General features: G+C 38.9%; 12 protein-coding genes. 9 read left to right on the top strand and 3 right to left on the bottom strand.

The features are described 5' to 3' along the window. Positions 1 to 142 precede the first annotated feature (142 nt). Positions 143 to 2,743, bottom strand: a complete 2,601-nt coding sequence (gene adhE, locus UR08_RS04685) for a bifunctional acetaldehyde-CoA/alcohol dehydrogenase (protein WP_115752488.1) — start codon at positions 2,741 to 2,743, stop codon at positions 143 to 145. Between the two features lie 328 nt (positions 2,744 to 3,071). Between adhE and UR08_RS04680 the strand changes: the two genes are divergently transcribed. Then, positions 3,072 to 3,470 (top strand): hypothetical protein, encoded by a 399-nt coding sequence (locus UR08_RS04680; protein ID WP_420812314.1) that lies wholly within the window; start codon positions 3,072 to 3,074, stop codon positions 3,468 to 3,470. 108 nt (positions 3,471 to 3,578) lie between these two features. Then, entirely contained in the window at positions 3,579 to 5,192 is a 1,614-nt protein-coding gene (locus tag UR08_RS04675; protein WP_115752486.1) for a putative polysaccharide biosynthesis protein, read from the top strand. Between the two features lie 46 nt (positions 5,193 to 5,238). Here the strand turns inward: UR08_RS04675 and UR08_RS04670 are convergent, their stop codons facing one another. Together UR08_RS04670 and UR08_RS04665 are read right to left on the bottom strand one after the other, a co-directional pair. Beyond that, entirely contained in the window at positions 5,239 to 5,754 is a 516-nt protein-coding gene (locus UR08_RS04670) for a P-loop NTPase family protein (RefSeq protein ID WP_115752485.1), read from the bottom strand. A gap of 15 nt (positions 5,755 to 5,769) precedes the next feature. Beyond that, entirely contained in the window at positions 5,770 to 6,606 is an 837-nt protein-coding gene (locus UR08_RS04665; protein WP_115752484.1) for an NAD(P)H-hydrate dehydratase, read from the bottom strand. A gap of 105 nt (positions 6,607 to 6,711) precedes the next feature. Here UR08_RS04665 and UR08_RS04660 point away from each other — a divergent pair, with 105 nt between their 5' ends. The 7 genes from UR08_RS04660 to trmB all read left to right on the top strand — a co-directional run bounded on the left by UR08_RS04660 (position 6,712) and on the right by trmB (position 13,299). Next, positions 6,712 to 7,122 carry an NUDIX domain-containing protein gene (locus UR08_RS04660; RefSeq protein ID WP_115752483.1) on the top strand — a complete coding sequence of 137 codons (411 nt, stop codon included), beginning with the start codon at positions 6,712 to 6,714 and terminating at the stop codon, positions 7,120 to 7,122. Positions 7,123 to 7,213: 91 nt separating this feature from the next. After that, the gene (pepV, locus tag UR08_RS04655; protein WP_115752720.1) at positions 7,214 to 8,626 is read left to right on the top strand and encodes a dipeptidase PepV; all 1,413 of its coding nucleotides are present in this window, start codon (positions 7,214 to 7,216) and stop codon (positions 8,624 to 8,626) included. 84 nt (positions 8,627 to 8,710) lie between these two features. Continuing rightward, a complete protein-coding gene (dat, locus tag UR08_RS04650) occupies positions 8,711 to 9,580 on the top strand; it encodes a D-amino-acid transaminase (RefSeq protein WP_115752482.1) in 870 nt (289 codons plus the stop codon). Between the two features lie 163 nt (positions 9,581 to 9,743). Then, the gene (locus UR08_RS04645) at positions 9,744 to 10,181 is read left to right on the top strand and encodes a MarR family winged helix-turn-helix transcriptional regulator (RefSeq protein WP_115752481.1); all 438 of its coding nucleotides are present in this window, start codon (positions 9,744 to 9,746) and stop codon (positions 10,179 to 10,181) included. Then, the gene (mdrM, locus tag UR08_RS04640) at positions 10,178 to 11,644 is read left to right on the top strand and encodes a multidrug efflux MFS transporter MdrM (RefSeq protein ID WP_115752480.1); all 1,467 of its coding nucleotides are present in this window, start codon (positions 10,178 to 10,180) and stop codon (positions 11,642 to 11,644) included. Before UR08_RS04645 ends, mdrM begins: the two co-directional genes overlap by 4 nt. Before the next feature lie 213 nt (positions 11,645 to 11,857). Further along, positions 11,858 to 12,634 carry a phosphotransferase family protein gene (locus UR08_RS04635; RefSeq protein ID WP_115752479.1) on the top strand — a complete coding sequence of 259 codons (777 nt, stop codon included), beginning with the start codon at positions 11,858 to 11,860 and terminating at the stop codon, positions 12,632 to 12,634. An 8-nt stretch (positions 12,635 to 12,642) separates the two neighbouring features. Next, the gene (gene trmB / locus UR08_RS04630) at positions 12,643 to 13,299 is read left to right on the top strand and encodes a tRNA (guanosine(46)-N7)-methyltransferase TrmB (RefSeq protein WP_115752478.1); all 657 of its coding nucleotides are present in this window, start codon (positions 12,643 to 12,645) and stop codon (positions 13,297 to 13,299) included. Positions 13,300 to 13,322 lie beyond the last annotated feature (23 nt).

The raw sequence follows: 13,322 nt of genomic DNA, 5'->3' as shown, positions 1-13,322 counted from the left end.
GACAATCATGAATTAACTTCTATATTATATCTAAAACCATAGAACCAGAACAATAAGCCTAAGGTTGATTTTATCTACGACTTGAGTATGAGAAAGCCCCTCTTTCATTTGAAAGAGGGGGGGAATTCTCTCATCTGGGAATTCAAACACCTTGGTAAGCTTTAAGATAGATTTCTTTTAGTTCGCTAACAAGTGGTTGTTTCGGATTCGCCGTTGTACATTGATCCATAAATGCTCGATCAGAAAGTGTATCAACAACAGCATCAAAGTCTTTCTTCGCTACATTTTGACCTTTGAGACTCATATCGATTCCGACATCTTTTCCAAGTTTGATAACAGCATCTACAAGAGACTCAACACCTTCTTTTGTTGTCGTTGCTTTTAGGCCAATCATTCGTGCAATTCGTGCATAATCTTCATCAGCTTTAAAGCTTTCATATTTAGGGAAGAGGGCATGCTTTCTTGGCTTTTCAGCATTATAACGAATAACATGCGGCATCAAAATGGCATTCGCGCGGCCATGTGGGATGTGGAATTCTGGTCCAATTTTGTGAGCGAGACTATGATTGATTCCTAAGAAAGCATTTGCAAATGCCATCCCAGCAAGAGCAGAAGCATTGTGCATTTTTTCGCGAGCATCTTCATCACCAGTCAAAACAGAATCACGTAGATTTTCAAAAACAAGCTCAATTGCACGAATAGAAAGACCTCTTGTATAGTCACTTGCCATAACAGAAACGTAAGATTCGATCGCATGGGTTAATACATCCATTCCAGTATCAGCAGTGATATGGGCAGGGACAGTCGTTACATACTGACTATCAACAATCGCTACATCTGGTGTTAACTCATAGTCAGCGAGAGGATACTTAATGTTATTTTCCTTATCTGTAATAACTGCGAAAGGTGTCACTTCAGAACCAGTCCCACTTGTTGTTGGAATCGCAACAAATTTAGCTTTTTCGCCTAGTTTTGGATATTTAAACGTCCGTTTGCGAATATCCAGGAATTTTTGCTTGAGTCCGAAGAAAGAAGCTTCAGGATGTTCATAGAAAAGCCACATTCCTTTTGCCGCATCCATTGCAGAACCACCACCTAAAGCAATAATACAGTCTGGTTTGAAATCTTTCATCAGTTCAGCACCCTTATAAACAGTTACATCGGAAGGGTCGGGCTCCACATCAGCAAAAACTTGGTAGGCCACTTCATTTTGGCGGCGATTTAAGTGGTCGATAACGACATCCACATATTTAAATTCAACCATTCCTGGGTCAGTTACGATGAAAACTCGGCTAACATCTTCCATTTTTTGTAAATATTGCGTGGAATATTTTTCAAAGAAAATTTTTGGAGGAAGCTTGAACCATTGCATATTATTTCTCCGATCCGCGATTCGTTTGACATTTAAAAGGTTTGTCGCGCTAACATTTTGAGAAACGGAATTTTTTCCATAAGATCCGCATCCAAGTGTTAGCGAAGGAATGAATCCGTTATAGATATCTCCGATTCCACCTTGAGCAGAAGGGGCATTGACGATGATTCTGCAAGCCTTCATACGTAAGCCAAAAGCTTTTTGCGCTTCTCGATCTGTTGAATGAATCACAGCAGAGTGTCCTAATCCACCGAATTCAAGCATTTCTTCAGCACGGTCAAAGGCTTCTTTTTGTCCTTTTGCTTCAATAAAAGCAAGTACTGGACTTAACTTTTCATGCGAAAGTGGGTAGTCTTTTCCAACGCCTTTAATTTCAGCAATTAAAATCTTCGTCGTTTCTGGAACTTTAAAGCCAGCTTGTTCTGCGATCCAAGCAGGGGATTTTCCAACTACATTTGGATTTAACGCACCTGTTTCAGGATGAATCACGTAGCTTTCTAACTTTTTGAATTCAGTTCCTTTGACAAAATAACAATCATTAGCAAGAAATTCTTCTTTAACTTCTTTTGCGATATCTTTGTCGACGATAACAGCTTGCTCAGATGCACAAATCATTCCTTGGTCGAATGATTTAGATAGAATAATATCATTAACAGCTCGTTTGATTTTGGCTGTTTGATCAATGTAAGCAGGAACATTACCAGGACCAACCCCAAGTGCAGGTTTTCCAGTTGAATAAGCAGATTTCACCATACCAGCACCACCAGTTGCAAGAACGAGAGCCACTTTGTCATGATTCATTAATTGTTTGGTAGCTTCGATTGCAGGTTTTTCGATCCACTGAACACAGTGCTTCGGTGCACCTGCTTTTATAGCAGCTTCATAGACAACTCGTGCAGCTTCAGCCGAACATTTTTGGGCACTTGGATGAAAAGCAAAAATGATGGGATTTCTTGTTTTGATGGCAATAATCGCTTTGAAAAGTGTGGTCGAAGTAGGGTTTGTTACGGGAGTAACCCCAGCGATAACCCCAACAGGTTCAGCAATTTCAACAACACCATTTTGTTTATCTTCATTTATAATGCCAACCGTTTTGTCATTTTTAATATTATTCCAAATATATTCTGTTGCAAAAATATTTTTAATACATTTATCTTCATATAATCCGCGACCCGTTTCTTCAACTGCCATCTTCGCAAGCGACATATGTTGATCAAGTCCGGCAAGAGCCATTGCATGAACAATATGGTCAATTTGTTCTTGTGTAAAACTTTCGAATTCTTTGAGTGCATTTTGTCCATTATTTGCAAGTTTATCAATCATCTTTTGAACTTCTACAACTTCACGACTTGTTTCTTCTTTAATCGCCATTTTATTTTCCTCCTAATCATAGGGACGTTAAAAGTCCATCTTAGACGTTTTAAGTCCCTGTTACTCCAAAAAAATTGTGGCAGTCGACTTTGCCGCATTTCTTTTGATGTGTTATCTTAATTACAAACTCAGTATAACTTATCAAAAAAAGTTTGTAAATAGTTTCACGTGAAAACATTCACAAATTAAACTAATTTAAGTAAATCGACCTAATCAAGAATCTTCAGTCAGGCCTTTTGTCTCATCATATGCTTTGAAATAAAATTGACCCGAAAGGGTTGGTATGGTAAAGTTTTCAGTAACAAAGGAGAGGAAAAACGTGCAGGAAATGTATTTAAAACAAGCTAAAACAGTTTCACTCATTATTGCTTTGCTTTCACTTCTTCAGGCACTTCTTGCTGTAATTGGCTTTGTGTCTGTCCTGCTCACACTTTCAACTGTGAAAGTGTCGCAAGCAGTGATCCGTGGGGCACTTATGAATACAAGCATTAACATTATTTGTTTCCTTTTATTTACCGTTTTATTTTTTGTGGTCTATGCCCGACTTCGAAAGGGTGTTACAACGAGTATTATCATTCAAATTCTTTATATCGCTTATATGATTTTTTCTGTCATTTTAAGCATTGTAAAGGGAGGCTTCTCTCTCCAAGGCATACTTGTACCACTAATGCTTATTGTTTTGGGGATTGCTTCTGCTTATTCCGTAAAAAAAGTTGAACGTCACTGAAAAAGGGCAGTTTTTCCTGTTCTTTTTTAGTTCCTTCTTTTTTTTTAAATCATTAAATGGTAAAGTAGACAAGAGATTATTTTAAATTAAAGTAAAGGAAGTTTAAGGATGGGTTCGAAATTACTTCGCGGAACATTTATCTTAACTCTCGGGACACTAATTTCTAAGGTGCTCGGGATTTTATACGTTATCCCGTTTTACGCTATTATTGGCGGAGACAAGCCGGCACTACTTTATAATTTTGGTTATGTGCCGTATCAACTTTTTTTGAGTGTAGCAACAGCGGGAATTCCGCTTGCCATTGCAAAATATATTGCAAAATATAATGCTATGGAAGAATATAAAATTGGACGAAGGTTGTTTAAAACGGGTGTTTACTTAATGATTCTTTCCGGCGTTATTTGTTTTATCGCCATGTATTCGCTCGCACCATTCCTTGCTAGCTTGCAACAATTAGAAGGAGGATACAGTCTTGATGATGGTATCCGAGTGATTCGTGCAGTTAGTTTCGCGCTTCTTATTATTCCTGTGATGAGCCTGTTGCGCGGCTTTTTCCAAGGCTATAATTCAATGGGACCATCAGCAGTTTCACAAGTTGTAGAACAAATTATTCGGATTGCTTTTTTGCTTGGCAGTACATTCGTTGTGATGTATATCGTCAAAGGTTCTGTCGTCACAGCCATTAGTTTAGCTACATTTTCCGCATTTGTAGGAGCGCTTGCAAGCTTGGCTATTCTGATGTGGTATTTTACCAAACGAAAAAGAGGACTCGATCAAATGCTCCTTGAAGATAGGGGCGAGCTTCATGTGTCCATCCCAACACTTTACAAGCAAATTATTTTGTCTGCGATTCCTTTCATTATTGTTGGTTCGGCAACTTCACTTTATCAATTAGTGGATCAATTTACACTTGGACGAGTTTTACAATATATTGGACTTTCTGCTCACAAAGTAAATAGCTACGTGGCAATCATCAATTTCGACATTCAAAAATTAATTTTAATTCCTGGAACACTTGCCATCGCTTTTTCCATGGCGCTAGTTCCGCTTGTAACAGCTGCCTATGTTCGAAAAGAGCATGAACAAGTTAAACGCCAGTTAAACGATGTTTTCCAGATTTTGCTGTTTCTAACCATTCCAGCCTGTATCGGTATTGGTTTACTGGCGCGGCCACTTTTCACCGTCTTTTTCCAAGCAAGCGATGCTGGTACGGCACTATTACAATTTTCGGCGCCATTCGCGATTCTTTTTTCACTTTTCAGTGTCACAGCAGCCGTTTTACAGGGGATTGATGAACAACGATTCACCGTTCTAGGCTTGTTGTTAGGCTTACTCACAAAGTCTGTACTACAAATGCCGCTAGTCATGTTATTTGAAGCGAAAGGCTCTGTGCTAGCAACTGGACTTGGATACGCGGTTTCTTGTATTTTTATGATTATGATTATTAAGCGCTATGCTCATTTTTCATTTGGTCTAGTTGCAAGACGCGTCACGTTATTTACATTTTTAACTTTGATTATGTCTATCGTTGTGATGATCGTTTATTTCCCGCTTTCCCATATTTTAAGTCCCGATCACAAAATTACAGCTTTCTTCCTTATCCTCTTATGTGGGGGAGTAGGAGCAGTACTATATGCACTCATGGCCTTTAAATTGCACCTTTCCGATAAATTATTTGGGCCAAGAGGGACACGAGTCCGTGAAAAATTAGGAATCAAATAAAAAAAGCTTTCGTGCCAAGCACGAAAGCTTTTTGCCATATTAGACTTCAATTACTAGTCTCGCTGTACTCAATTAAAAACCGCTCAATCTCAAGCTTACTTTGTAGAACAATTCGTTTCCCATCTGGAATCTCAGCTAGCCGCTTTAAAATGTCCGCTCGCTTTTTCGGATAGTCTAGCACATACTTATAAAAAGAAAAATCAATCCGTTCAGGACAACCAGGAGCAGAATCAGGACGTACTTTGCCAAGGCTAAACAAACTTCTTTTTAATACTCGGTAAAAATAAGTATACCTAGGCAAATCGAGAAAAACCGTTAGATCAGCTTCTGCAAAACGCATTGACCAAGTTGCTGTATAATTTCCTTCTATGATCCAGTCTTCCTTTTCCAAGATCAATTGCTGTACTTTTTCGCATAATTCTTGCTTTGAAGTTTCAACCCAACCAGGCTTGAAATAAAGTGCATCAAGATGCGTGGGCGAAATCTGAATTGCTTTTCCAAGTTTTCGAGCAAGTGTTGATTTCCCAGACCCAGGAGGTCCAATGATGTTTAATTTTGGCATGTAAGCTCCTCCTCATTAAGGATAAGGCGTATCGGACATCTCGCTAAAGATCTTCAAATAGTAGGGGAGTTCCTTTGGTATATCGCTTGGCAAAACAATAAAATGTTTTTTGGCTAAGATATCCCCAATATAACTGTGGAAAAAAACGCCCGCCAAAACGCCGCAAAGTGGGGAACAGGCTTGTTTCATCAAACCTGCAATAATTCCTGCAAGCGTATCTCCCATGCCTCCAGTTGCCATTGCAGCTGAACCATACATATTCAGCCAAACTTCACCGCTTGCATACACTTTTGTTCGATGTCCTTTTAAAATGACGATCGCTTGGAGTTGTTCCGCGCATTCAAGATTATTTTCAGCATCTGGCGCACACTTCGCTAAACGCTCCCATTCACCAGCATGCGGAGTGAAAAATAAAGAAGCAAGCGGTTTAGGTAAATCTTCTTTTGCATAAAGAGTGATTCCATCGCCATCAATGATAAGATTCTGTTCTTTCTTGACTCCACTTAAAACAATCTCCATTAGTCGATAAGCTTCTCCGTCAAGGCCTAGTCCCGGTCCAATGAGAACCGTATCGAAAGTTGGAAGTAAACGAACCAATTCGTCATGGTTGGTCCAGTCTAAAAACATACATTCAGGAAGTCGCGCATGAAGAGCAGAACGATTTACGGGATGGCTTGCAAGCGTTGTAAGTCCAGCGCCACTATAAACAGCACCTTGTGCCGCAAGAATCCCAGCGCCCCCATACATTTCATTTCCAGCAACAATCAAAACTTTACCGTATAAATTTTTATAGCCTTCATCGTCTCGCTTTGTGATAAAACCACTAATGGATTTTGGCGTGATTTTTTTCATTCGAATTCACGTTCCTTTGCAAAGATTGGATTTTCTAAAACGCGTGCGTTACAATCAATATAATTATTCAACTTCATTTTATCGAAAAAAGGAGGGAGTTGTAAAATGAAACCTGTTATCCCTGCAGTAAAAGCCGTTATTATTCAAGGAAATTCTTTTCTCGGGTTACAAAAAGCAGAAATAGCACAAGAAGTCTATGATCTGCCGGGTGGAAAAATACAATACGGCGAAACGCAAAGAGAGTGCCTTGCTCGTGAAGTGTTTGAAGAAACAGGCCTCCATATTACACAACTCGCTTTATATGATACGTGGAATATGATTTTTCCTGATTATCAAATGGCGGGTATTTTTTATTTAGTGAAAATTGCGGGAAAAGATAGGATTCAGCTATCGAAAGAACATCGAGCTTATAAATGGCTTCCTTTTTCTGAAACAGGACTTGATGAGCTAGATATTGCCTACAGCAAATGGATGCGTCATTGGGATTTCAATTCAATTATTGAATTTATGAAATAATTAAGTCCAAATAAACAGTTTCTGCTTTTCACACTTGAAAAAAGGGGGTACAATGGAAGGGCAGAAGTTAATGATGGAAGGAATGAAATATATGAGCGAAATTAACTGGCAAGAAGAAGTTGAAAAACGAAGAGAGGATTTTCTAAGGGATTTAGAAGGTTTACTACGTATTCCAAGCGTTCGTGATGACAGTGCCAAAACAGCTGATGCACCATTTGGTCCAGATGTAAAAAGAGCACTAGATTACATGATCGATCTAGGTGAAAAAGACGGCTTTACAACAAAAGAAGTAGGAAATGTTGCCGGACACATCGAATACGGTGAAGGTAAAGACCTTGTTGGCGTACTTGGCCATGTTGACGTTGTGCCTGTTGGTGACGGCTGGTCAAATGATCCTTTTGATCCTGTTTTAAAAGATGGAAAACTTTTTGCTCGCGGAGTTGCTGATGACAAAGGCCCAACAGTCGCTGGTTATTATGCGCTTAAAATCCTAAAAGAACTTGGACTTCCGATTTCAAAACGAATTCGTGTGATCGTTGGTTCAGATGAAGAAAGCGGCATGAGTTGTGTAGAACGCTACTTTGAAACAGAAGAACAACCAACAATGGCGTTTGTTCCAGACGCTGAGTTTCCGATTATTCATGCTGAAAAAGGGATTTCAGAGTTAGATGTTTCTTTTAAAAAGAGCGAAAATGATGGTTATGAAGCCTTCAAACTTGAATCTTTAGAATCAGGCGCAAGATACAATATGGTTCCTGACCATGCCAAAGCTGTCTTGAGTGAAGTTCAAGATAACGATGGTCTCAAACAAGAATTTGAAAATTTCCTTAAAAGTCATGATGTAACAGGCGATTTTAGTGTAACAGAGAAAAACGTCACACTTTCAATCGTTGGGAAATCTGCTCATGCGATGGAACCAAATAATGGCGTGAATGCTGGACTTCTTCTTGTTGCATTCCTTGGGAAATTTGAATTAACAGGAACAGCACGTGACTTTGTAACTTTTGGAAGAGATTATCTTTTCAATGATTCAAGAGCAACAAAACTCGGAATCAACTATGAAGATAAAGAAAGTGGCGAACTGACAATGAATGTTGGTATTTTACGCTACGATGCAAAAGAAGGCGGCACATTCGGTCTTAATTTCCGCTATCCAGTAACAGCTGACATGGATAAACTCAAAAATAAAATGGAAACAGTTGTTTTAGAATATAATGGTGAATATACTCATTATGACGATTCTAAACCATTATTTGTTCCAGAAGACCACCCACTTATTCAAACTTTGCAACAAGTTTATACGGAGCAAACAGGGGAAGAAGCTACTCTCCTCGCTATTGGTGGCGGAACTTATGCACGTCACCTTGAAACAGGTGTTGCCTTTGGCGCATTGTTCCCAGGCCGTGAAGACACGATGCACCAAAAAGATGAATTCAGTTACTTTGATGATTTATTAAAAGCTACAGCTATTTATGCAGAAGCTCTTTACAAATTGGCAAAATAAGGGGTATAATAAGAAAAATTTTACTGCTGCAGGTGTTTTTTGTCACCTGTAGCAGTCTTTTATTAAATTTAAGGAGTGACGAAGATGAAAGTATTAGTCAATGATAAAATCGTAGATCGAGAAAGTGTTGCTATTGACATGGAAGACCGTGGTTATCAGTTTGGAGACGGGGTCTATGAGGTAGTTCGTCTTTATAACGGCCAGTTTTTTACATTCGATGAGCATATTGATCGGTTATACGAAAGCGCAGCCAAGATCGAACTTGTCATTCCTTACTCAAAGGATGTTTTACGAGACTTGCTACAAAGCCTTGCAAAAGAAAACGACATTCATACTGGAAACATTTACTTGCAAGTAACACGAGGCATCCAAATTCCGAGAAATCATATTATCCCTGACGATTTTCCGCTTGAAGGCGTCTTAACAGCTTCTGCAAGAGAAGTTCCACGAAATGAAGCGCTTTTTGTAGAGGGTGGGACCGCGATAACCGATGAAGATATTCGCTGGTTACGTTGCGACATCAAGAGTATCAGCTTGCTTGGAAACATCTTAGCCAAGAACAAAGCACACCGAGCTGGCGCTTTAGAAGCGATTTTGCATCGTGGTGGAACAGTTACAGAATGTTCTGCTTCCAATGTATTTATTGTGAAGGATGGCGTCTTACTTACGCACGCAGCAAACAACTTGATTCTAAATGGTATTACCCGCCAAGTGATTCTTGATGCAGCAAGAAAAGGGGGCGTTCCTGTAGAAGAAAAAGAGTTCTCGCTTGAAGATTTAAAGACTGCTGATGAAGTTTTTATTTCGAGCACGACACTTGAAGTTACACCAATTACAAAAGTAGACGACACAGTTATTGGACCAGGAAGCAGAGGTCCAGTTACGAAAAAAGTTCACGAGTTATTTGAAGCCGAAATTGTTAAGGCCTGTGGTGAATTTGTGCCCGTTCGCTAACTTTCGAAGAGAAGGGAAACCTTCTCTTTTTTATATTTAGAATTGGATGCGCTTCCACTATTCATAAGGATTGACAACGAAAAGTTCAGAGGCGTATAATAAATCTTGCTGATAGTTCGCATACGAACGATTCGGAAACGAACTATCTAAAGGAGGAATGAACATGGATGAAAAGCTAATTCGTGAAATTGTGTTGTCTTTTCGAGAAGTCTCAAAAAAGACGCATCAGATTTTATCTGAGGAGTCGGATAAAAAAGAAATTACGACAGCACAGCTAATTGCGTTAAGTACATTAAAACGTGAACCACATTTAACACTTGGTGAACTGGCAGAGCGGATGAAAGTTTCAAAAAGTACTGCTTCTGGAATCGTCGACCGCCTTGTTAAGGCGGGTTTTTTAATGCGAAATCGTGTTGAGGATAATCGACGCACGCTAAATCTCGAATTAACTAAACTTGGGGAAAAAAAATCCGCAGAAACTTATGCACTTTTTTTTGATCGACTCGAACCGCTTCTTGAGCTTGGCGAAGAGCCCCTTTTGTCCATGTTAGATACTCACAAGCATATCATAGAAATTTTAGAAAGAGGGATCAAAGAATGAATATGAAAGCACATGCGGCAGGGGTTAAACGTAATGGAATCTTAATTGTAATGTTGATGGGAGCGTTTGTTACAATCCTTAATCAAACGTTGATGAATGTCGCTTTACCAAGCATCATGAAAGATTTCAATATTACAGCAAGTCAAGGGCAATGGCTTTCTACTGGATTTATGCTTGTAAATGGTGTTATGATCCCGACTACAGCTTTTTTAATTGAACGTTTTACAACCAGACAATTATATCTTTTTGCAATGATTACATTTGCAATTGGTACCATTGTAGGTGGCCTCGCTATTAATTATCCGATGTTAATTGCTGGTCGGATGATCCAAGCTATTGGAGCAGGTATTGTTATGCCTTTACTTACTGTTGTGGTTTTAAACCTATTTCCTCTTGAACGAAGAGGTAGAGCAATGGGGCTGATTGGTCTTGCAATGAATTTTGCGCCCGCCATTGGTCCAACACTTTCTGGATGGATTGTGCAGCAGTTTGATTGGCGAGATTTATTCCTATTAATTGTCCCTTTTGCTATTTTGGATGTTGTAGTTGCTGCTTTTCTTTTGAGTAATGTTGGCAAACGTACCTTTCCAAAGCTGGATTTCTGGGGCGTTATTTTCTCGACCGTTGGCTTTGGAAGCTTGTTGCTCGGATTCAGTAATGCAGGAGATCATGATTGGCTTACGGTAAATGTACTTGGCTTTATTTTGCTTGGCATGGTAACTCTTACTATTTTTGTTTTTTATGAAGGAAAACGAGAAACGCCATTACTTAATTTTAAAGTATTTAAAAACACTACTTTTACATTGACAACGATTATTAGTTTCTTTGTTGTAATGGGGCTTTTTGGTGGAATGCTTCTTTTACCAATTTATTTGCAAAACGTACGAGGGTTCTCGCCGCTTGATTCGGGTCTCGTACTACTTCCAGGAGCCCTTATGACAGCTGTTTTGTCCCCAGTGACTGGTGTATTATTTGATAAATTTGGCGCGAAATATCTCTCGCTCGTTGGTCTTATTATCATGGCAGTTACCACTTTTATGTTTACGAATATGAATGAATCAACAACACTCATGTACATTATGATCGTTCAAACAATTCGAGCTAGTGGTATGGCAATGGTTATGATGCCTCTTCAAACAGCCGCTTTAAATGCTTTACCGCTTTCAATGGCTTCGCATGGATCTGCGATGTTTAATACAATGCGACAGGTTGCAGGATCAATTGGGACAGCCGCTTTAATCACAGTTATGTCAAAAAGTTCCGCTTCCTTTGCCAAAACACTAACAGCAGGTGATGTTGTCGGTAAAACGAAAGAGCAGATTGCTAATCATGTCCTTGTTCACGGAATTGAAATTGCTTTTATGGTGGCAGCAATTTCCAGTGTTGTAGCTTGTATTTTAACACTGTTTCTCCGTAAAAATTCAAATGGTATGGAACCGATCGTAAAAAAAGAAACGAAATAAAGTAAAGAAAGAGCGTAGCTTAAAAAAAGCTATGCTCTTTCTTACGAACATTAAAAGGCATGAAAGCGCGCTTTTAGTTTATATTTTTCATTCTTTTTCACACCCCCGAACGTATGACTGCTTGACTTCAAGCCGTTTGCGAAGTAAAATCTTTTTAGACACTATAAAGAAAAATGAAGTGATGGAAGATTTCACAAAAAGGTGTGTTGAATGATGGAAGATATTTTCTTTGGAACTGAATATGAGATAATTTCTGCCGGCGGAGATACAGGGCAAGCTTTTATCGCTCAACATAAAGACGAAAAATTCTTTTTGAAACGGAATTCTTCGCCTTTTTTAGCTGCCTTATCTGCACTTGACATTGTTCCTAAGTTAAAATGGACTCGACGCGTTGAAAACGGCGATGTCATTACAGCTCAAAAATGGATTAATGCTCGTGTGTTATCAACTGCGGAAATGGGGGAGAGCAAGGTAGCACGCCTTCTTTCTAAAATCCATCATTCTGATAAATTAAAGCAGATGCTACTTAAAATGGAAGAAGCAAGTTTTTCACCTCTTGATATGTTTCGAAATCATCAATCTATTTTTCCAGAACAAACAAAAACAGAACAAGAGGCTATTAGCTATTTGAAGCGTAACTTAGAACAAGTGGAAGACGGCGTTCGCGTCGTTTGTCATGGGGACATTAATCATAATAACTGGATGATCTCAAGTGAGGGAGAATTATTCCTTGTAGACTGGGATGGAGCGATGCTTGGAGATCCTGCAATGGACCTTTCAATGCTGCTTTATCAATACGTTCCAAAAGAAAATTGGAAAAATTGGCTTGAAATCTATGGAGGTACCTATTCGAAAAGTTTGCACCGCAAATTAAAATGGTACGCTTTATTTCAAACATTGTATCGCCTTGGGGAAGGTAAACTTAGCCAAGCTGAACAACAAAAAGCAAATGAATTGTTAGATTTGATTGTAAAAGATAATGAGGTGTAAAAGTATTCATGCGTGTAAAACATAAGCCTTGGGCGAAAGAAAAGCTACAAAACTATCCGGAAATCTGCATTTCGGATCCAGCTCAGCACAAAGGAAATTGGCAAAAGTTATTTGGTAACGATCATCCGATTCATATTGAAATCGGGTCTGGTAAAGGACGTTTTGTTTCTGGCATGGCAGAAGTACATCCAGAAATTAACTATATTGGGATTGAAGTGGTGGAAAGTGTACTTATTTCAGCTTTAGATAAAGTGTTAGAAAAGGATCTTTCGAATGTGCGGCTTCTTTCCGTGGATGGAGCATTATTAGAAGATTATTTTGCGCCGGAAGAAGTAGCGCGAATTTATTTGAATTTTTCCGATCCATGGCCTAAAAAGCGTCACACAAAGCGGCGTCTGACCAATCCGAAGTTTCTAGATATTTATCAAAATATTTTAGCAAAAACAGGAGAGATTCATTTTAAAACAGACAATCGTGGACTATTTGAATATTCCCTACAGGCTTTTTCCGCATATGGCTTACTTCTTACGTATGTGTCACTTGATTTGCATAACAGTGATTTTGAGGGAAACATCCAAACCGAATATGAAGAAAAATTTTCGCAAAAAGGTTTTCCTATTTATCGTTTAGAAGCACAATTTGATAGAGAACAACAGAAGCTGTAATTTCACAGCTTCTTTTCTATAAT

The organism is Listeria kieliensis, assembly GCF_003369925.1.
Taxonomy (GTDB): domain Bacteria; phylum Bacillota; class Bacilli; order Lactobacillales; family Listeriaceae; genus Listeria; species Listeria kieliensis_A.
Note: the sequence above shows the minus strand (reverse complement) of the source record. Positions and strands in the feature narration are given on the sequence as shown.